A 20,014-nucleotide genomic window follows, 5' to 3' on the forward strand; every position below is an offset into this window, starting at 1 on the left:
ACACCGACGGGATGCTGATCCTGCACAAGGGCGAAGTGGTCTATGAACGCTATTTCGGCTGTCTTGAGGAAGACGGCAAACACGCGATCATGTCGATGACCAAGTCGATCACCGGTCTTTTGGGCGAAATCCTCGTGGCCGAAGGCGTGCTTGATGACACGCTTCTGGTGCGTGACGTGATCCCTGAAATCGGCGACAGCGCCTTTGCCACTGCGACCGTGCGGCAGGTCATGGATATGACCACCGGCGTACAGTATTCGGAGAATTATTCTGACCCCAACGCCGACATCTGGGTTTATTCCCGCGCGGCCAGCCCGCTGCCCAAGCCCGAAGGCTACGAAGGCCCGGATGGCTATTGGGAATACCTCCAGCAGGTCAAACCCGAGGGCAACCACGGCGACGCGTTCCATTACAAGACCATCAACTCGGACATGCTGGGCTGGATGATCAGCCGCGTCACCGGCAAAGCGGTGACCGATCTCGCGTCAGAACGCCTCTGGCGGCGCATGGGGGCTGAGATGGACGCCTACCAGACCGTCGACGGCAAGGGCGTGCCTTTTGCGGGCGGCGGCGTGACAGCCGGGCTGCGCGATCTGGGCCGTCTGGGGCAACTGATGCTGCACGGGGGTGAGATCAACGGCGAACGGCTCTTCCCGGCCGAGGTGGTCGAAACCATCGCCGCTGGAGGCGACCCCTCCAAGTTCGCAGGTTTCAAGACCATCCCCAACGGCAGCTACACCAGCCAATGGTGGGTCTTCCACAACGACCACGGCGCCTATGCCGCGCGCGGGGTGCATGGCCAGACGATCTATGTCGATCCAACCGCCGAGATGGTTCTGGTGCGCCTCGCCTCTTTCCCGCAGGCGCAAAACGGGTTTATCGACCCGACCTCGTTGCCGGCCTATCAGGCCGTCGCAGAATACCTGATGAGCCGGTAAACCCGCGCGAGATGCGGGGCTCAGCCAAACCCGGGTGCCTCACGCGCCCGGGAAGCAACGGTCGGATGGTGACATCGCGCCAGCAAGCTATTGCCGCCGAAGGTTGTGCCGTGATGCCTTATGGTTGCGGCGTGATCGTGATCCGTTCGAAACCCCTCGCGTCACCTGGGCCAATACCTAGCGAAACCAGCTAGATTCTTGACATAGCAGTCTGATTTGTTTCCTTTTGTGAGACGGGGGTGGACCTGAGTGTCGGCTTTTTAAGCCAATGTTGTTGTTCGGAATGCGTGTCGTTTCTTTCTGTGACCATCGCTCGCGAAAATCGTCCATGCGAAGGCACTTATGGCTATGGCTGCACCAGAATACATAGACCCTTCCAGTCTCGCCGAATTGCGAGCGGTCCTCGATGCTGAAGTGCTACAAGGTCTGATGTCAAAGTTCATCCAGGACACGGAAACCGGGCTGGACACTGTGGAACAGGGCACGTCTTCGGACATGGAAATGGCGGAGATCCTGCACAAAATTGCTGGGTCGGCTGCGGCTCTTGGGGTGGTTCGGTTCCGGCAGGAGCTGATTGCCGCCGAGAACGCCCTGCGAAACGGACAGAACACGCAAGCAAACGAGCTGATCGAGGGATTGCGATCGACATGGAACGAAACGAAAAACCGGCTGAACGCCGCGCTCTGACGGATCAGGGGTTATCCATGATGACATTGCTTCATGACCTGTGGTGCCAGCGGCGTGGGGAATTCAAGGTGTTTTGTTCTGCGACACTGGCGTCTGCCGTGGTCTGTGGGGCTGCCTGGGCCGAAACGTTCAGTGTCGGCATCGTGCCCCAGTTCGAACCGCGACAGCTCGCGGAGATCTGGACGCCCATTCTTGTCGAATTGGAGAACCGAACCGGCCACCAATTCGTGATGAGGGGATCACCCGAGATTCCCGAATTCGAACAGGACTTTATCGAAGGCGCGTTCGATTTTGCGTATATGAATCCCTACCATTTCCTCGTGGCGGCGGAAGCCCAAGGCTATTTTCCCGTGGTCCGGGATGGCGGTCGTGAGCTTTTTGGCGTGCTGGTGGTGGCCAAGGATTCGGATTTTCAGACGGTTGCCGACCTTGAAGGGCGCACGATTGCCTTCCCGGCGCCAAACGCGTTGGGCGCGGCATTGCTGATGCGGGCTGATCTCGATCGAATTTTCGGAATAAGCTACGACGCGAACTACGTAACCACCCATTCCTCTGCGTATCTGAACGTGGCGCTAGGAGAGATGGATGCGGCCGGCGGGGTCATGGCGACCTTCAACAGCATTGATCCAAACGTTCGAGACAGGCTTCGGATCATCTACGAAACGACGCGTGTGCCACCACATCCGGTCGTCGCGCACAAACGGGTCGATCCTTCCATTGTGGAAAACGTCAGAGCGGCCTTTCTTGCCATGGGCGAGACGGAAGACGGCAAAGCTCTTCTAGCGAAGATTCCGATCCGGAAAGTCGTGCCCGCATCTGCAGAAGAATACGAAATCCTGAACGAATTGCAGCTCAGAAACTACTGGGTCGACAACTAAAAACGGGCTGTGAATGAAAGCGGTCACTGACCATGAATTTTAACTCGATCAGGCTTCAGGTCATTGCCGTCATCATCATCGGGGCTCTTGTTGGAACCGTTTTGATCGAGTTTGCGTGGACGCCACGCATGAATGCTCTGCTCATCGACACGCAATCACTGGAAGTGGAACGGGAGGCAGAGATCCTTGCGGACGGAATTCTTCCCTATCTCCTGAGCAATCAGATTGGCGCTGCATACGAGACGCTCCAAAGCGCCAAAGACCGTTACGACAACTGGATCGAGGTCACACTGCACGGCGCGGATGGACGTCGCATTTTCCCTTTGGGCGAAGTGCAGGTTGCAAGCGGGGCCGCGATCATCACCGAAACCGTGCAGATCGCGTTCCAGGGGCAAGAGCTTGGTGAGCTGTCCGTCGTCGTCGATCTCGGCCCCGGAATTGAGCGTTTTAGGACCGAACAATTGCGCATGGTCTACGTGGCGGCGGTGATCGTTGCTTTGATCCTGTTCGGCGTCGCCTATGTCGTCGACCGCTTGTTCACGCGCCGCCTGATCCAGATTTCGCGCGCCGCCGATGAAATGGCAGTCGGGAACTTTGACGTCTCCTTGCCAGATGGCCGGGACGAAGTTGGCATGATGGCACGCAGCTTCAGTGCGATGCGCGCGCAAATCCAATATCAGACCAAAAGCCTGCAAGAGGCGCGCACGCGGGCTGAGAATGCGCTTGAGGCACGGTCCCGCTTCATTGCAACGATGAGCCACGAAATCCGCACGCCGCTTAACGGGATCATCCCGGTCGCGGAACTTCTGACCGCGTCTGACCTCGATCCGGAGCAGCGCCAAAAGGTGGAGGCCATTGTCCAGTCCGGCAAGGCGCTGTCCTCGATCGTTGACGACATTCTCGATGTCTCGATGCTCGAGACCGGAAAGCTGACCCTGCGGCGGGAAGTGTTCTCCCCATCAAAGCTCTGTGATGAAGCCTGTGCCATCGCGCGGCCAAGTGCCGAGAGGAAAGGGTTGACCCTGACGGTCGAGCACACTGGGCCAACCGATCTGACCTGCATGGGAGACCCGGATCGCCTTCGACAGGTTCTCATCAACATTCTCGGCAACGCGGTAAAGTTCACACAAGAGGGAAGCGTCACCGTGAAGACCTCGGTCGAGACACGGGGTGCGAACCGCGCAAAGCTGCGGTTTGACGTCACCGACACAGGCATAGGGATTTCGGAAAAGGCGCTTGATCGGATTTTCTACCGGTTCGAACAGGAAGACCAAGGCATCGCGCGCCGCTTTGGGGGCAGCGGTCTGGGATTGTCGATCGTCAAAAGCCTGCTCGACGCCATGGGCGGCACCGTCTCCGTGCAAACCGCGCAGGGCGTAGGCAGCACCTTCACGGTAGAGCTTGAGCTGGACATTGCGACCGCAGCCTCTGTCGAAACCAGACCACCGCAGACCGACACCCAGCCGACAAGGCGTCAACGCTCTGCCCTCGTGGTGGATGACAGTGAGATCAACCTCACCGTGGCATCGGCCATGCTTCAAAGTCTCGGGTTCGATGTGGACACCGCAGACAACGGCCTGTCCGCACTCGTTAAGGCGCAACAGAAAAAGTTCGATGTCATCTTCATGGACATGCACATGCCGGAAATGGACGGACTCGAGGCGACCAGACGCATCCGCGACGAAGATGGCCCCAATGCCGAGACCCGCATAATCGCGCTCACCGCCAGCGTGCAGCAGGACGACATCGACAAGTGCAAGGCGGCCGGCATGAACGCCTTTATGCCCAAGCCCCTCAGACTGGACCGCCTCAAGGACGTTCTGATGGGGTAGGGCCGTACCTGCTCTGCCTTGCCAAGACCGTTTATCTGCTTTTACCCACGCCTCAGACGCAGTAGGCATCCCAATCTGTAACGGACTGGGACACGTCATGGCGCAGAATGCCACCATCTACAAAGTCGAACTCACCGTGTCGGACATGGATCGCCACTATTACGAGACCCACAAGCTGACCGTGGCCAAACACCCGTCCGAGACCGACGAACGCATGATGGTGCGCCTCGTGGCCTTTGCGCTCAACGCGCACGAGCATCTGGAGATGACCAAGGGTCTGTCCACCGATGATGAGCCGGACATCTGGCAAAAAAGCCTGAGCGGCGAACTGGACGTCTGGATTGCCCTTGGTTTGCCCTCTGAAAAGGTCCTGCGCCAGTCCTGCGCCAAGGCGGGCAAGGTCGTGGTCTACGCCTATGGCGGGCGGCCAGCCGAGATCTGGTGGGACAAAGTCAAGGGCAGCACCACGCGGTTCGACAACCTTCAGGTGACGGGATTGTCCGAAACGGACACCACCGCGCTGGCCAACCTCGCCAGCCGCGCGATGAAGATGCAGGTCAACATCCAGGATGGCGACGTGATGGTCAGTGTCGATGAGGGCATGGTCTACGTGACCCCGGTCGACTGGAAGGCGTTGGGCTAGGGCAGGTCGCCTGCGCCATCGCTTTTGCCCACGACGCGGGGCCAAAAGCGATGTTTTCCCGCAAACATGTGACCCCGTTCACATCGCAGAGACGGCGTTTATGGCTAGATGAGGGCAGGCTCGGTAACGGGTCTGCCAAACGCCATTTTTTCCAAAGGACACTGATCATGACATATTTTGCATCTGCTTTGACCGGGGTTGCATTGCTGTGCGCGGCAAGTGCGTCCGCCAACACTTCCGGAGAAATGCCGAACCAGTATTTCGATGGCATGGCCGCAAAGCTCATCATGGCGGGATTCCGCGACGTCCAGATGGTGGATCAGGAAACGAACACGCTGGCCGCCTATGACTCGGACGGCAGCGAAGTCCTGATCGTGGTCCATCCGACCAGCCGCCAGATCCTGCGTCAGAGCTTCGTTCACAGCGGCGACCAGTAAGCACCGAGCGTTCATTCTGTGTTCAAGGCATTGAAAAAAATCAATTTAGGCGATGCGGGTCACACCGCATCGCCAACAAGCCTTTAAATCGGGAAACCCCCGGCCCGCAGCGCGGGTCAAAAGGCTTTGGATCGGCGGTGCGACGCGGTAGGCTGACCTCTCAGCAGGGGCGATACCGGGAGGGCCACATGAGCGCGCTTCGTGACGAGAGGGAGAGCGTTCTACGCAAATGTTATCTGTTTGAAGGGCTCGCGCCCGAAAGCCTTGCGCCGCTGGTCGAGGCCAGTGCGATCCGCGTGATCGAATCTGGCACCGAGATTTTCGCGGCGGGGGATCCCGTCGACGGGTTGCGCATCGTGATCTCGGGGCAGGTACGGCTCTGGATCGCTGACCGCGAGGGGCGACAGCTGACCCTGCACTTGGCCGAAGCAGGAGAGTCCTTCGGTGAAATCGCGCTGCTCGACAAACTGCCCCGCACCGCCGCCGCGACCGCATCCGAGACGACCCGCTGCCTGCTGTTGCCGGTCAGCGCGGTCGAAACCGCGATTGTCACGGACCCGGCCCTGTCACGGCACCTGATCCTGTCGCTCTGCGCGATCCTGCGGCGCAATGTCGACACGATCAGCGGCTTTGCCTTTTCCGGGCTGGATGCGCGGCTGGCCCGCAGGCTCTACGATCTGGCCCAGGACCATGCCAGGATCACCGGAGAGGCCGCCCAGTTCACCCGCCGCTTTTCCCAGACCGACCTTGCCCAATCGCTGGGCGTGACGCGCGAGGCCGTCAACAAAAAGCTCCGCGCGCTGGAGCATGACGGGCTGGTGCTGCGCAACGGCGGCCTGCTGAGCCTCCCAAACCTCCCCGAACTCGCCACCCGCGCCGGGATCGAGAGCACCCTGCCGTTTGGGGGGTGAGTGGTGGCTGCGCGATGAAGGGGCGGGGTGGTTGCTTGGGTGGTGACGTTGTGGCCAGCGCGGACGAGGGAATGATGTCCGGGTGCAGGAAGTTTGGGAAGGGTGGGGGGAATTAGCGATTCACGATAGCCCGGTTTGCATACTAAGTTATCCAATTAGTCAAATCGAACCGAATGCAACTTGCTTGAAGGACTAAGAGGCGGTTAACTCAGGTTCAGTGTCATGGCTTTGATCAAAATTTATCAATCTTGATAGTGGGAATGTAAAATGGCAAAGCGTAGCGGTTCTGAACTACGAGACAAAGTCGCCGGTCTGCTAAGCATTAAGTTCCCTCAGATTGAGGTCGAGAAGAGATTATCTACAACAACTGCAGACATCTTTTATATCGACGACAACACAATATTTCCTCAGAGAATTGCTGTTGAGTGTAAGGATTGGGAAAAGCCTCTCAGCTCTTCTAACATATCAAGTATATTTAACTTGTATTACCCATCCTTTGCAAATCGAGAAATAGACAAGCTGCTTATTGTCTCAAATCATGAATTGGGAATGCAGCCATCTGATAGCATTAACAAGCTGCCAAATGTGGCATACCAGCAATTTGATACATTTGTGCACAGTCTAATGAATTTCAATCTATTGCTGCAAAGTAATTCAGTAGCATTTGACAATCATGAAGCATCTGAGAATTTTATTCAGCCTCGTGTCGAAGGGAAGCAGACTCTGCTTATCGACGCTGTAACTGAATGGTTGGAATTGGAAGATAGTCCAGTTTCCATGGTTTATGGAGGGTATGGTCTCGGAAAAACATCCTTTAGTTACTATTTGACTTCTTTTTTGAGCACTAAATATCGGGACGGTAGCTTTGGTCGTATTCCAATTCGAATCGCTCTGGGCGGTCTTTACACGAAGCAGGACTTGAAGGCACTAATCTGTTCGGAGCTTACAGGCGCGGAGGGGCAGCCGCGAGTTGGTAATTTCTCATACGATCTTTTTCTCCAAATGCTCCGAGCAGGCGCCATTTTCCTTATTCTGGATGGATTCGATGAAATGCGACATGCGATGTCAATCCAAGACTTCGCCTACACTTTCGAGCAGATGGCGCCACTTTTTCAAGGTAAATCCAAGGCAATCATACTTGGGAGACCAGATGCATTTTTTGATGATATTGAAGAGTCGGACGTATTAGATTCGTTACTGGCTGCTTCAAACTCTTCACGTGATAACTTTCCAAAGTTTGAAGTTGACAGATTTACAAAAGAAGAAGTCAATCGCTACTTAGAATGTTTCTGTCAAGCGAGAGCGCTGTCGGATGAGGAAATATCTCTTGTTAAAAATTTGAGGGAAAGCGAATATGAGATTTTGTCAAGGCCTGTCCAGGCTAGCATGTTTACAAAGATTTTGACGTCACTTTCTAGAAGGCATGATGGTCAATTAACTCGCTATAAGCTATATTTGGAGTTTATTCGAAGATTTGCAATTAGAGAGGAGGAGAAGCCTGCAAGGTCGCTTGTAAGAAATAAGGGCGATTATCAGCTAGGTTATAGCGATCCTAGATCGGTATTCATGCAGAAAATAGCTTGGTGGCTGTCCACGGTGCACCGGGAGAATAGGTTTCTTCCAAGTGAGGTTCCTGTTGGCACGCTACCTAAAGAGTTGCGCTTAGGTAGGGGAGATACTGATTCGATACGCGAGGCATTGGTGGGGTCAGTAGCCGAGCATGTATCTAAATCTAAGTCGTCAGGACTCGTCGGTGTGAAAGGTCCTAATTTTTATTACTTTCCTCATAAGAGTTACATTGAGTTTTTGGTAAGTCAGTATTTTTGTCGTGAAGATTTTTCCAAAGAAATGTATCGAACATTCTTTAGCTTCGCAAATCCCGAGATGATTTCATTTGTTCGTGAAGGCCCTGAAGTTGGTGCTCGAAATATTTCGATGGGACTGGAGCACGTTCTTGGTCATGTGCCTAGGGAGATTTTGCAGATTGGTGCTGAAAGCAATCGGATTAAAGACGAGATCATGCGAAAAGAGTATGCGAAGCTTTCAGTTGCCGCGCGATATATGGTGTATGAGCGTTTTTGCTTGATGGATGATCTTTCTGATATGGAAAATTTCTTGCTGACTTGCATAAATAGTGCGCGAGTGCAAAAAAATGTATCTACTGCTATGCGATTGGTAGGTGATTATTTGTTGAAGTTTGACGGGCAAACATTTGTGCCGCGGTTAGTCGCCAACTCGTTTAATTCCATGATAGATGTTCAGTTTAGAAGTTTTCTTAATGGCGGGTTTCCTGAGAGGGCTGGTGATAGATTCTATGCCGACTTTGTGATTTTGCGGAAATGTATTTCGTACTCCGCCAAGTCCAATTGGAGATTTTGCCATTCCCCTTGATAGAAGCAAGCCAAGATACGGCAAGTGGTGGTATGTGGTGTAACGATTACGGAAAGATTATGAAAGTCCCCGCATCTCGAACTGGGTACAAATTCTCCATGGAGGCCGTGAGAAGATTGGTTGAGACCGGGCAAAATCCCAAGCACATCTCTTTCGTGGATCAGTTCGTTGCGCGAGTTACGGGCGGGTAACTGCCCCCGCCCCACACCAACCCCAAGTCACTCCAACTCGATCAACAAGTCCTTCGCGTCGATCTGCGCCGCGGGGGACACGTGTACGGCCTTCACCACGGCATCGCGTTCGGCGTGCAGGCCGGTCTCCATCTTCATCGCTTCGATGGTCAGCAGGAGGTCGCCCTCCTTGATTTTCTGACCTGCCGACACCGCGATGGAGGCGACGACGCCCGGCATCGGCGCGCCGATGTGGTTCGGGTTGCCGACCTCCGCCTTGGGCCGCGCCGCCGTGGTGGCCTTGGCCTTGCGGTCGGGCACACGGATCGTGCGCGGCTGGCCGTTAAGTTCAAAGAACACCCGCACTTCGCCATCGTCCTGCGTCTCGCCCACCGCGATCAGACGGATTTCGAGCGTCTTGCCGGGGTCGATCTCGGCGGTGATTTCCTCGCCCTGTTCCATGCCATAGAAGAACGTCCGCGTCGGCAGCACCCGCACCGGGCCATAGATGCGGTGACGGCCCATGTAATCGAGGAAGACCTTGGGATACATCAGGTATCCGTTCAGGTCCTCGTCGTCGATCGCCTTGCCTTCCAGTTCCTTGATCACCTTGGCACGGGTTTCCTCGATATCCACCGGGGCCGCGTGCAGGCCGGGCCGGTCGGTAAAGGCTGTCTCGCCCTTGAGGATCTTCTTCTGGATCGCCGCAGGCCATCCGCCCGGAGGCTGCCCCAGAGAGCCGCGCATCATGTCCACGACCGAGTCGGGGAAGGACACGTCTTTCTCGGGATCTTCCACATCCGCGCGGGTGAGGTTCTGGCTGACCATCATCAGCGCCATGTCGCCCACCACCTTGGAGGATGGCGTGACCTTCACGATATCGCCGAACATCTGGTTCACATCCGCATAGGTCTGCGCCACCTCGTGCCAGCGCTCCTCCAGCCCAAGGCTGCGTGCCTGCGCCTTGAGGTTGGTGAACTGCCCGCCGGGCATTTCATGCAGATAAACCTCGGAGGCGGGGGCCTGCTGCCCGGTCTCGAACGCCGCATACTGCCCACGCACCGCTTCCCAGTAGTTGCTGATCTCGCGGATGGCTGAAATATCCAGCCCGGTTTCCCGTTCGGTATGGCGCAACGCCTCGACCACCGATCCCAGCGTCGGCTGCGAGGTGTTCCCCGACAGCGCATCCATCGCCGCATCAACTGCATCCACACCTGCCGCAGCCGCCGCCATGATCGTGGCAATGCCCGCGCCAGAGGTGTCATGCGTGTGGAAATGGACGGGCAGGCCGACCTCTTCCTTCAGCGCTTTCACAAGCGGGCCAGCGGCAGCGGGCTTGAGCAGCCCCGCCATGTCCTTGAGGCCGAGGATATGCGACCCGGCGGCCTTCAGTTCCTTGCCCATCGCGACATAGTACTTGAGGTCGTATTTCGACCGCGCCGGATCGTTCAGATCCCCGGTGTAGCAGATCGTGCCTTCCAGAATACGGTTTGTTTCCAGCACCGCATCCATCGCCACGCGCATGTTCTCGACCCAGTTGAGGCTGTCGAACACGCGGAACACGTCAACGCCCGTCTCGGCGGCCTGTTTGACGAAGAACTGCACCACGTTGTCGGGGTAGTTGGTGTAGCCCACGCCATTGGCCCCGCGCAGCAGCATCTGGGTCATGATGTTCGGCATCGCCTTGCGCAGGTCGCGCAGGCGCTGCCACGGGCATTCCTGCAGGAAGCGGTAGGCCACATCGAAGGTCGCGCCGCCCCAGCATTCGACACTGAAGAGCTGCGGCAGGTTCGCGGCATAGGTGGGTGCCACCTTGATCATGTCGATCGACCGCATCCGCGTGGCAAGCAAGGACTGGTGCCCGTCCCGCATCGTGGTGTCGGTGATCAGCACCTCTTTCTGCGCCGCCATCCAGTCCGCCACGGCCTGCGGACCTTTTTCGTCGAGCAGCGTCTTGGTGCCCGGCGGCGGCGTCTGCGTGCGCAGTTTCGGTGCCTTGGCAGGCTTGAGGTCGGGATGCGGCATCGCGCGGCCCGCCACCTCGGGGTGCCCGTTCACGGTGATGTCGGCGATATAGGTCAGCACCTTGGTGCCCCGATCCCGGCGCTTGCGGAAGTGGAACAGCTCCGGTGTCTCGTCGATGAACTTGGTGGTGTACTGGTTGTTCAGGAAGGTCGGGTGCTTGAGCAGGTTTTCCACAAACGCGATGTTGGTGGACACGCCGCGCACCCGGAATTCACGGAGCGCCCGGTCCATGCGCGCGATGGCCTTTTCCGGCGTCGGTGCCCAGGCGGTGACCTTTGTCAGCAGACTGTCATAGTACCGCGTGATCACGCCGCCCGCATAGGCCGTGCCGCCATCCAGACGGATGCCCATGCCAGTGGCCGAACGATACGCAGTGATGCGGCCATAATCGGGGATGAAGTTGTTCTGCGGGTCTTCGGTTGTCACACGGGTCTGCAACGCATGCCCGTTCAGACGGATGTCGTATTGCGACGCCTTGCCCGTGGCCTCGGCCAGCGACTTGCCCTCGGCGATCATGATCTGCGCCTGCACGATGTCGATGCCGGTCACTTCCTCGGTGACAGTGTGTTCCACCTGCACGCGGGGGTTCACTTCGATGAAGTAGAACTTGCCATCATCCATATCCATCAGGAATTCGACGGTGCCCGCGCATTCGTAATTCACATGGGCGCAGATCTTGCGGCCCAATTCGCACAGCTCTTCGCGCTGCGCCTCGGACAGGTACGGGGCAGGGGCGCGCTCGACCACTTTCTGGTTTCGGCGCTGGACGGAACAATCGCGCTCGTAGAGGTGGTAGATGTTGCCCTGCTTGTCGCCAAGGATCTGCACCTCGACATGGCGGGCACGCAGGATCATCTTTTCGAGATAACCTTCGCCATTGCCAAACGCCGCTTCGGCCTCGCGGCGGCCTTCGAGCACTTTCTCCTTGAGCTCCTTGGCATTGTGCACGGGGCGCATGCCGCGCCCGCCGCCGCCCCAAGAGGCCTTGAGCATCAGCGGAAAGCCGATCTCTTCGGCCTCCTTGATGATCGCGTCGAAATCATCGCCCAGAACCTCGGTCGCCGGGATAACCGGGACACCCGCCTCGACCGCCACGCGCCGTGCGCTGGCCTTGTCACCCAGGGCGCGCATGGTTTCGGCACGCGGACCGATGAAGGTGATGCCGTTGGCAACGCAGGCATCCACCAGATCGGGGTTCTCCGACAACAGGCCGTAGCCCGGATGAATCGCATCCGCGCCCGACTCCTTGGCGACGCGGATGATCTCGTCGATGCTCAGATAAGCGGCCACCGGGCCAAGCCCTTCGCCAATGCGATAGGCTTCGTCTGCCTTGAAGCGGTGCAGACCCAGCTTGTCCTCTTCGGCGTAGACGGCCACCGTCGCCTTGCCCATTTCGTTGGCGGCCCGCATGATGCGGATGGCGATTTCGCCGCGGTTGGCGACGAGGATTTTCTTGAAATCTGGCATGGCAGCAGTCCTGACGTAGTAACGGTATGCGCTGCTTAGTAAGAATTCGTTACATTCTCAACAGCAAGAAACAGCGCGGCTTACCGGGCGTCCTCATCGAACCAGGCCTTGCCACGCAGATCAGTGGGTTTGATCGCGCCCAATTGGCCAAGGTTCGCCGCCATGTCTTTTTGCAGGATTTCAACCAGATGCGCAGGCCCATCGCTGTCCAGCGCCCCAAGCGCATAGTGCCACGCCCGTCCCAACATGACGAAATCAGCGCCCAATGCGATCGCCCGGAGGATATCCAGACCGCCTTCCACACCGCTGTCGAAAATAAGCGGCAAGTCGGTGGCTGCCCGGAATTTGGGCAGAACCTCGATCGGAGCAGGGGAGGCATCAAACTGGCGTCCGGCATGGTTCGACAGCCAGATCGCGTCAACACCGGCGTGTTCCAATCGAGGAGCGTCGTCAGGGTTGAGCACACCCTTCACAAAGAATGCCCCATCCCACGCGTCGCGCAGCCAGTGGACATAGTCCCAATCCGGCGACGTGCGCAGCAGGTAGCCTGCGTGCTGGGTCGAACTGAGGCCCGTCACCTTGCCGGCGTAATCGTCGATCAGCCGCATGCGCGGCATACCCAGTTGTGCGGTGCCCATCGCCCAGGTCGGGCACATGGCAATCTGCGCGAGCAGACGCGGGGTCAGCTTCGGCGGTGTCGTAAGTCCCGACCGCACCTGCCGTTCCCGGCGCGAGGGCACGGGCACATCCACGGTCAGGATCAGGGTCGTAAACCCGGCATCCTTGGCGCGTTTGAGCATGTCGGTGCGAATGCCTTCGTCGCGGGGCGGATACATCTGGAACCAGCCATTGCCGTCCAGCCGCGGCGCCACCTCTTCGGGGGTGCGCGTGGCAACGGTCGAGATGCTGTAGGGAATCCCTGCCTTGGTCGCCGCGCGCGCCAGCTTGCGTTCCGCATCTGGCCAGATCAGGCCGGACATGCCAACCGGGCTGATGCCGAACGGCAGAGGGTAGTCGCGGCCGCACAGCGTCGTGCTCAGGTCCACCGGCAATTCGCCGTGCAGAATTGAGGGCATGAACAGAACCCGGTCCAGGGCCTCCCGGTTGCGCCGCAACGTGGCCTCTTTTCCGGTGGCGGAATCAAGATATTCCCAGACGAATTTGGGGATGCGCCGACGCGCACGCGCCTTGAGGTCTGAAATGGCGGGGTATTTTGCGTGATGATCCATAGAGGTGCATTTGTGGGCAGTTCCCGGGAATTGTCCAGAAGCGGATTTTTTGAAAAATCCGGCGATTTCCTCAGAAGGAAATCCGCCCGTGGGGATGTGAACATTATCAGAACATCTTTATCTCTGGTGGATGCGGCGCTATCTTGGCGCGCATGAGCAGTTTCGATGAAATGGAGGCGTTCGAAAACGCCTCTCTCTCCGCCCGCGCGATGGCCGCGCGCCCGCAGCCCTATCTGAACGATCTCAACCCGGCACAGCGCCAGGCGGTCGAGACGCTGGATGGTCCTGTTCTGATGCTTGCCGGGGCAGGCACCGGCAAGACCAAGGCGCTGACCACCCGGATCGTGCATCTTCTGAACACGGGCCGCGCCCGTCCGAACGAGATCCTTGCCGTGACCTTCACCAACAAGGCCGCGCGCGAGATGAAGGAACGGGTGGGGCGGCTCTTGGGCCAGACGGTCGAGGGCATGCCGTGGCTCGGCACCTTCCATTCGATCTGCGTGAAACTCCTGCGCCGCCATGCCGAACTGGTGGGGCTGAAATCGAACTTCACGATTCTGGACACGGACGACCAATTGCGGCTCTTGAAGCAACTCGTGTCCGTCGCCGGGATCGACGACAAACGCTGGCCCGCGCGGCAATTGGCCGGGATCATCGACGGCTGGAAGAACCGCGCGATCACACCCGACAAGGTGCCTGCCGCCGATGCCGGGGCGTATAACCATCAGGGTCCCAAGCTCTACGCGCTCTATCAGGCGCGGCTGAAGGAGCTGAACGCGGTCGATTTCGGTGACCTGCTGTTGCATGTCGTCACGATCTTTCAGGCGCACCCGGATGTGCTCGACCAATACCAGCGCTGGTTCAAATACATCCTCGTCGACGAGTATCAGGATACCAACGTTGCGCAGTATCTCTGGCTGCGTCTGCTCGCATCGGGCCATAAGAACATCTGCTGCGTCGGCGACGACGACCAGTCGATCTATGGCTGGCGCGGGGCCGAAGTGGGGAACATCCTGCGGTTCGAAAAGGACTTCGAGGGCGCGCATGTGGTGCGGCTCGAACAAAACTACCGTTCCACACCGCATATCCTTGCCGCCGCCTCAGGCGTGATCGCGGGCAATCAGGGGCGTCTGGGCAAGACGCTTTGGACCGATGCGCAGGAGGGCGAGAAAGTCCGCCTGATCGGCCATTGGGATGGCGAGGAAGAGGCGCGCTGGATTGGTGAAGAGGTCGAGGCGATGCAGGGCGGCACCCGTGGCATGCGCGGGATGAGTCTTGACGACATGGCCATCCTTGTCCGCGCCTCGCATCAGATGCGTGCGTTCGAGGACCGCTTCCTGACCATCGGTCTGCCCTACCGCGTCATTGGCGGCCCGCGCTTTTACGAGCGGATGGAGATCCGCGATGCCATGGCCTATTTCCGGCTTGTGACAAGCCCGGATGACGACTTGGCGTTCGAGCGGATCGTCAACACCCCCAAACGCGGCTTGGGCGACAAGGCGCAGCAGACCATCCAGACCGTCGCCCGCGCCAATGGCGTGTCCCTGGTCGAAGGCGCGCGGCTGGCGGTTGAGCAGGGCTTGATCAAGGGCAAGGGCGGGTCCGAACTGGGCCAACTTGTGCGCGATCTTGATCGCTGGGGCGGGATGACGCGTGGACGCGCAATCATCGAAGACAGTGATGAAGTGCTGGACGATGGGTCACTTGAAGCAAATCGCATCAGGTTTGCGGAACCCGAGGTATCTCACGTCGATCTGGCGCAAATCGTGCTTGATGAGTCAGGCTACACCACGATGTGGCAGAACGACAAGACGCCAGAAGCGCCGGGACGGCTCGAAAACCTCAAGGAACTGGTCAAGGCTTTGGAAGAGTTTGAGAACCTGCAAGGGTTCCTCGAACATGTCAGCCTGATCATGGACAATGACAAAGGCGGCGATGGCGAGAAAGTGTCGATCATGACGCTGCACGCCGCCAAGGGTTTGGAGTTTCCCGCCGTCTTCCTGCCCGGCTGGGAAGATGGGCTGTTCCCGTCGCAGCGCTCGATGGACGAGTCAGGTCTCAAGGGCCTCGAAGAGGAACGCCGCCTTGCCTATGTCGGCATCACCCGCGCCGAGGAGGTCTGCACGATCTCCTTTGCCGCCAACCGCCGGGTGTTTGGCCAATGGCAATCCGCGCTGCCGTCGCGCTTCATTGACGAACTTCCCGAAGAGCATGTCGAGGTGCTGACCCCGCCCGGTCTTTACGGCGGTGGATACGGTGCTGCCGGTATGGCCTCGCCCGCAACGCAGATGATGGCCGGTTCCGACCTGCACCAAAAAGCGGCGGATGCAAACGTCTACAACTCGCCGGGTTGGCGACGCTTGCAGGCAAGGTCCCAGCAACGCCCGGTCAGTCAGCCCACCGAGGCCCGCAATACGGTCATCGACGCCACCGCGATCAGTTCCTACGCGCTGGGCGAACGGGTGTTTCACCAGAAATTCGGCTATGGCGCCGTGATGGGGATCGAGGGCGACAAGCTCGAGATCGCATTCGAAAAGGCGGGCATCAAGAAAGTCGTCGCGCGGTTCATCTGTGCTGCCGATGATGTGCCGTTCTGATCCCTGACGCTGGTTCCTGACGGTGCCGTTGGCCCGGGCGTATTTGTCAAAGAGAAGAATCAGGGCTTACCGCCTATGCCACCTGAGCGTCAAAATCGGTTTGCGGTTCGGCGCCATCACACCGCGCGGCGTGAAGGGCCGCCCGCAACACGTCTGGTCGCAATGTGCCATCCAGAAGCGCGCGGTAAATGGCACCTGTTCCGGGGCGCAGATAGGTGGACCAGTGGCAGATCGACCGGTCCGGCGGCGGCACGGCAAAACCAAGGCTGGCAAGGGCGCTCCGGTCATCCAAGTGATCGAGCCGCAGCGTGAGCGCGTGCGGCCCATCTAGCCCGCGCCCCAGCGCACGTTCTGACTGGAGCGGAGCCAGCAGGCAGAGTTCGGTCAGCAGGTCGAACACAGCGTTCTCGCGGCTTGTCACATTGATCATCTGAAACGAGGTGCCCGCGTGACGCGCTTGGGCGCGAAGGGCGTTTTTGGTGAAATCCGCGGCATTCAGCAGGATCGCGCTATGCACATGTCCTTGCCCGCAGCGCGCCAATGCGCAGAGCGCGACGCGGGCCCCCATGGAATGTCCAAGCAGGCGGATGGGGCGATGGGGTGCGTCGGCTTTCAGGGCGTCGATCACCTCGGCCAACGCACGGCCCGCGATCTCGGCCTGTCGCCATGCCGCCCAGACCGAGCCACGCGCTGGCCATCCGAATCCGATGGCCGGGCGGTCGGAAGTCCCGATGCCGAGGCGTTTGGGCCAAGGTTGGCTGCGCTGGATCGCATTCTGTGCTTCGGCGGCGTAAAGGCTGGCATGCGGGCAATCCGTGCGATCGCCCGGACGGTATTTGTACCCGTGCAACATGATCGCGACGGGGGCGGTTTTCGGCAACGCGTGCAGGTCGCCCTGCCATTTGCCCATTTCGTCGCTGCTGATCTGCACAAGAGCCATCGCTTGCCCCCTACATGTTGGGGATGGGCTAAGCGCATTCCGCAACATTGCGATGACAGCAGCATGACATCGATATGTCAGGCTTGACCTGTGTTCTTGGTGCAAGTATCGCCATGTTGTGGCGATTTGTTACCGGATTGCGGGCCACGTTAAACATGCCGCTAAAAGGTCAGCCGAAAGCCCCTTTCGCTTGGCCGGAACGGGGCTTTTTTGATGGGTCGAGGCCCACGCAGGTGAAGACATGAAAGACAAGAAACCACGTACAAAACTGGTGCACGGTGGCACCAAACGCAGCCAGTGGGGCGAGGTCAGCGAAGCGATCTTCCTCACTCAGGGCTTCGTCTATGACAATGCCGAACAGGCCGAACAGCGGTTCATCAAATCGGGCCCCGACGAATATATCTATGCCCGCTACGGCAACCCCACGGTCGCGATGTTCGAGGAACGCATCGCGATGCTGGAAGGGGCGGAAGACGCCTTTGCCACGGCGAGCGGAATGGCGGCGGTGAACGGCGCTCTGATGTCGATGCTCAAGGCGGGCGATCACCTTGTTTCGGCGCGGGCCTTGTTCGGGTCCTGTCTTTATATCGTTGAGGACATCCTGCCCCGCTTTGGGGTCGAGGTGACGCTGGTGGACGGTGCCGATCTGGACCAATGGCGCGCGGCGGTCCGTCCCGATACCAAGGCAGTGTTCTTCGAGTCGATGTCGAACCCCACGCTGGAACTGGTTGATATTCAGGCGGTTTCCGAAATCGCCCATGCCCAGGGCGCGTTGGTCGTCGTGGACAACGTGTTCTCCACGCCGGTTTTCTCGGACGCTCTGGGGCAGGGCGCGGATGTCATCGTCTATTCCTCGACCAAGCATATCGACGGGCAGGGGCGCACGCTGGGCGGGGTGATCCTTGGCACGCGCGAGCATATCCGCAAGGTCGTCGAGCCTTACATGAAGCACACCGGAGGCTCCATGTCGCCCTTTACAGCATGGGTGCAGCTCAAGGGTCTTGAAACCCTTGATCTGCGCGTCCGCGCACAGGCTCAATCAGCGCAGGCCATTGCCGAGGCGCTTGAGGGCCATGCCAAGCTGAAACAGGTGATCTATCCAGGCCTGCCGTCACACAAGCAGGCGGCATTGGCACAGCGACAGATGGGGTCGGGTGGCACCATGCTGGCGATTGAACTCGAGGGCGGCAAAGCAGCGGCGTTCGCCTTTCTGAACGCGCTTGACGTGATCGTGATCTCGAACAACCTTGGCGATGCCAAGAGTATCGTCACCCATCCTGCCACCACCACGCATCAGCGTCTGAGCGCCGAACAGCGCCAAACATTGGGCATTACCGACGGTTTGGTGCGTCTTTCGGTCGGAATCGAGGATACGGATGATCTCATCGACGATATTCTGACGGCGCTGGACACTGCATGACGGCGAAATGACAAAGGAAATTCCCCGCAGGTTTGAACCATTTGCGGGGGCACGTCGTATATAAGGTGAGTGGAAAAAAACGGACAGATGCCTATCTCTAGGACATGTCCAACAGGCGAGGGGGCCTGCGTATGAATATCCATACACCTGAGATTGACCGCAAACCCAGCCGTGAACAGGCCGAGGCTGCCCTGGCCCTGTTGCGGCAATGGGCCAGCAAGGCCCATGATGCGGAAATCGACATGGTTGATCCCGTTCTGCGCCGTTTGGTCGAAGGTACGTCCGACGCCTATCCGATCCTGTCGCGCGACTATCCCGATGGTTTCGCGGTCGATGCCGCCTATAAGGACACGCTTCCCGACCTGCAAAACGGGCCGTCTGCGCTCATTCGCGGTGCGAACCGGGGCATTCAACACGTTGGGATTTCCAACTTCCGCCTGCCGATCAGCTATCACACGCGCAACAACGGTGATCTGACGCTGGAAACCAGCGTGACCGGCACTGTCAGCCTTGATGCCGACAAGAAGGGCATCAACATGAGCCGCATCATGCGGTCTTTCTACGTTCACGCGGAAAAGACGTTCAGTTTCAATGTGATCGAAGCGGCACTGGACGATTACAAGTCTGATCTCGAATCCTTTGATGCACGCATCAACATGCGCCTCTCCTTCCCGATGAAGGTGAACAGCCTGCGGTCCGGCTTGTCGGGTTACCAGTATTACGACATTGCGTTGGAACTGGTCGAAACCGACGGCGTGCGCCGCAAGATCATGCATCTCGATTATGTCTACAGCTCGACCTGCCCCTGTTCGCTCGAACTCAGCGAACATGCGCGGCGCGAGCGCGGGCAATTGGCGACCCCCCATTCGCAGCGATCCGTTGCGCGAATTTCTGTCGAAGTGAACAACGGCAAATGCCTGTGGTTCGAAGACCTGATCGACATGTGCCGCCGTGCCGTGCCGACCGAGACGCAGGTCATGGTCAAGCGTGAAGACGAACAGGCGTTTGCAGAACTGAACGCCGCCAATCCGATCTTCGTTGAGGACGCGGCACGGCTTTTTGCCGAGCAGCTGCAGGCTGACCCGAGAATCGGCGACTACCGTGTGCTGGCCAGCCATCAGGAAAGTCTGCACAGCCATGACGCGGTTTCAGTGCTGACCGAAGGTACGCTTTTTGCGGCGGACAGCCTTGATCCCAAACTTTTCTCGACCTTGTTCCACGTCGGCTAAGGCGCTGTTGAACAGATGAATACGAAAACGGCGGCGTCTGCCGCCGTTTTTCGTTTTGGACATGACGTTCCGGCGGTGGATACACGCTGTGATCAAATCCTCGCCGGTCTGCCCGCCGATCGGGCAGAGACCATCATTCAGTGTCGTTGCAATCCCACAGATCAGAGGCGAACCGAGGGGCGTAATGTCTTCACCGCGATCCCGACACCAACCTGCGCTA

Annotated in this window: 14 protein-coding genes and 1 riboswitch; of the genes, 11 read left to right on the plus strand and 3 right to left on the minus strand. The window is 58.6% G+C overall.

Annotation, left to right across the window (positions count from 1 at the left end; genetic code table 11):
• Window positions 1–11 precede the first annotated feature (11 nt).
• From ACMVPR_RS01615 to ACMVPR_RS01650, 8 genes are all read left to right on the plus strand, one after another.
• Window positions 12–938, plus strand: a complete 927-nt coding sequence (locus ACMVPR_RS01615) for a serine hydrolase domain-containing protein (RefSeq protein ID WP_416881425.1) — start codon at window positions 12–14, stop codon at window positions 936–938.
• A 429-nt stretch (window positions 939–1,367) separates the two neighbouring features.
• On the plus strand, window positions 1,368–1,625 hold the full coding sequence (locus ACMVPR_RS01620) for an Hpt domain-containing protein (protein WP_416881426.1): 258 nt from the start codon (window positions 1,368–1,370) through the stop codon (window positions 1,623–1,625).
• A 17-nt stretch (window positions 1,626–1,642) separates the two neighbouring features.
• Window positions 1,643–2,503 carry a phosphate/phosphite/phosphonate ABC transporter substrate-binding protein gene (locus ACMVPR_RS01625; protein WP_416881427.1) on the plus strand — a complete coding sequence of 287 codons (861 nt, stop codon included), beginning with the start codon at window positions 1,643–1,645 and terminating at the stop codon, window positions 2,501–2,503.
• Window positions 2,504–2,535: 32 nt separating this feature from the next.
• Complete coding sequence (locus ACMVPR_RS01630) at window positions 2,536–4,335, plus strand: ATP-binding protein (protein ID WP_416881428.1); 1,800 nt, start codon at window positions 2,536–2,538, stop codon at window positions 4,333–4,335.
• Between the two features lie 97 nt (window positions 4,336–4,432).
• Window positions 4,433–4,978: a YaeQ family protein gene (locus ACMVPR_RS01635; protein WP_416881429.1), complete on the plus strand. Its 546-nt coding sequence runs from the start codon at window positions 4,433–4,435 to the stop codon at window positions 4,976–4,978.
• Between the two features lie 167 nt (window positions 4,979–5,145).
• The gene (locus ACMVPR_RS01640; protein ID WP_416881430.1) at window positions 5,146–5,415 is read left to right on the plus strand and encodes a hypothetical protein; all 270 of its coding nucleotides are present in this window, start codon (window positions 5,146–5,148) and stop codon (window positions 5,413–5,415) included.
• Window positions 5,416–5,603: 188 nt separating this feature from the next.
• The gene (locus ACMVPR_RS01645) at window positions 5,604–6,326 is read left to right on the plus strand and encodes a Crp/Fnr family transcriptional regulator (protein WP_416881431.1); all 723 of its coding nucleotides are present in this window, start codon (window positions 5,604–5,606) and stop codon (window positions 6,324–6,326) included.
• A 267-nt stretch (window positions 6,327–6,593) separates the two neighbouring features.
• Complete coding sequence (locus ACMVPR_RS01650; RefSeq protein ID WP_416881432.1) at window positions 6,594–8,717, plus strand: NACHT domain-containing protein; 2,124 nt, start codon at window positions 6,594–6,596, stop codon at window positions 8,715–8,717.
• A gap of 218 nt (window positions 8,718–8,935) precedes the next feature.
• Here the strand turns inward: ACMVPR_RS01650 and ACMVPR_RS01655 are convergent, their stop codons facing one another.
• Together ACMVPR_RS01655 and ACMVPR_RS01660 are read right to left on the minus strand one after the other, a co-directional pair.
• A complete protein-coding gene (locus ACMVPR_RS01655) occupies window positions 8,936–12,379 on the minus strand; it encodes a pyruvate carboxylase (RefSeq protein WP_416881433.1) in 3,444 nt (1,147 codons plus the stop codon).
• Window positions 12,380–12,459: 80 nt separating this feature from the next.
• Complete coding sequence (locus ACMVPR_RS01660) at window positions 12,460–13,608, minus strand: alpha-hydroxy acid oxidase (protein WP_416881434.1); 1,149 nt, start codon at window positions 13,606–13,608, stop codon at window positions 12,460–12,462.
• Window positions 13,609–13,760: 152 nt separating this feature from the next.
• On the opposite strand from ACMVPR_RS01660, the gene ACMVPR_RS01665 reads away from it, so the two are divergent.
• The gene (locus ACMVPR_RS01665) at window positions 13,761–16,205 is read left to right on the plus strand and encodes an ATP-dependent helicase (RefSeq protein WP_416881435.1); all 2,445 of its coding nucleotides are present in this window, start codon (window positions 13,761–13,763) and stop codon (window positions 16,203–16,205) included.
• A gap of 73 nt (window positions 16,206–16,278) precedes the next feature.
• Here ACMVPR_RS01665 and ACMVPR_RS01670 read toward each other — a convergent pair whose 3' ends face one another.
• Window positions 16,279–17,145: an alpha/beta hydrolase gene (locus ACMVPR_RS01670; RefSeq protein WP_416881436.1), complete on the minus strand. Its 867-nt coding sequence runs from the start codon at window positions 17,143–17,145 to the stop codon at window positions 16,279–16,281.
• 108 nt (window positions 17,146–17,253) lie between these two features.
• A riboswitch (SAM riboswitch) is annotated at window positions 17,254–17,330 on the plus strand.
• Between the two features lie 56 nt (window positions 17,331–17,386).
• Between ACMVPR_RS01670 and metZ the strand changes: the two genes are divergently transcribed.
• Both metZ and folE2 read left to right on the plus strand, forming a co-directional pair.
• Window positions 17,387–18,565 (plus strand): O-succinylhomoserine sulfhydrylase, encoded by a 1,179-nt coding sequence (metZ, locus tag ACMVPR_RS01675; protein WP_416881437.1) that lies wholly within the window; start codon window positions 17,387–17,389, stop codon window positions 18,563–18,565.
• Between the two features lie 131 nt (window positions 18,566–18,696).
• Window positions 18,697–19,794, plus strand: a complete 1,098-nt coding sequence (folE2, locus tag ACMVPR_RS01680) for a GTP cyclohydrolase FolE2 (protein WP_416881438.1) — start codon at window positions 18,697–18,699, stop codon at window positions 19,792–19,794.
• Window positions 19,795–20,014 lie beyond the last annotated feature (220 nt).

Origin of the sequence: Marivita sp. (genome assembly GCF_048006345.1) — a bacterium.
Lineage (GTDB): Bacteria > Pseudomonadota > Alphaproteobacteria > Rhodobacterales > Rhodobacteraceae > Marivita.

Excerpts from the sequence above, each read along its gene's own strand:
- ACMVPR_RS01615 (WP_416881425.1), top strand. The coding sequence starts at position 12 with ATGCTGATCCTGCACAAGGGCGAAGTGGTCTATGAACGCTATTTCGGC.
- ACMVPR_RS01620 (WP_416881426.1), top strand. The coding sequence starts at position 1,368 with ATGTCAAAGTTCATCCAGGACACGGAAACCGGGCTGGACACTGTGGAA.
- ACMVPR_RS01625 (WP_416881427.1), top strand. The coding sequence starts at position 1,643 with ATGATGACATTGCTTCATGACCTGTGGTGCCAGCGGCGTGGGGAATTC.
- ACMVPR_RS01630 (WP_416881428.1), top strand. The coding sequence starts at position 2,536 with ATGAATTTTAACTCGATCAGGCTTCAGGTCATTGCCGTCATCATCATC.
- ACMVPR_RS01635 (WP_416881429.1), top strand. The coding sequence starts at position 4,433 with ATGGCGCAGAATGCCACCATCTACAAAGTCGAACTCACCGTGTCGGAC.
- ACMVPR_RS01640 (WP_416881430.1), top strand. The coding sequence starts at position 5,146 with ATGACATATTTTGCATCTGCTTTGACCGGGGTTGCATTGCTGTGCGCG.
- ACMVPR_RS01645 (WP_416881431.1), top strand. The coding sequence starts at position 5,604 with ATGAGCGCGCTTCGTGACGAGAGGGAGAGCGTTCTACGCAAATGTTAT.
- ACMVPR_RS01650 (WP_416881432.1), top strand. The coding sequence starts at position 6,594 with ATGGCAAAGCGTAGCGGTTCTGAACTACGAGACAAAGTCGCCGGTCTG.
- ACMVPR_RS01655 (WP_416881433.1), bottom strand. The coding sequence starts at position 12,379 with ATGCCAGATTTCAAGAAAATCCTCGTCGCCAACCGCGGCGAAATCGCC.
- ACMVPR_RS01660 (WP_416881434.1), bottom strand. The coding sequence starts at position 13,608 with ATGGATCATCACGCAAAATACCCCGCCATTTCAGACCTCAAGGCGCGT.
- ACMVPR_RS01665 (WP_416881435.1), top strand. The coding sequence starts at position 13,761 with ATGAGCAGTTTCGATGAAATGGAGGCGTTCGAAAACGCCTCTCTCTCC.
- ACMVPR_RS01670 (WP_416881436.1), bottom strand. The coding sequence starts at position 17,145 with ATGGCTCTTGTGCAGATCAGCAGCGACGAAATGGGCAAATGGCAGGGC.
- metZ (WP_416881437.1), top strand. The coding sequence starts at position 17,387 with ATGAAAGACAAGAAACCACGTACAAAACTGGTGCACGGTGGCACCAAA.
- folE2 (WP_416881438.1), top strand. The coding sequence starts at position 18,697 with ATGAATATCCATACACCTGAGATTGACCGCAAACCCAGCCGTGAACAG.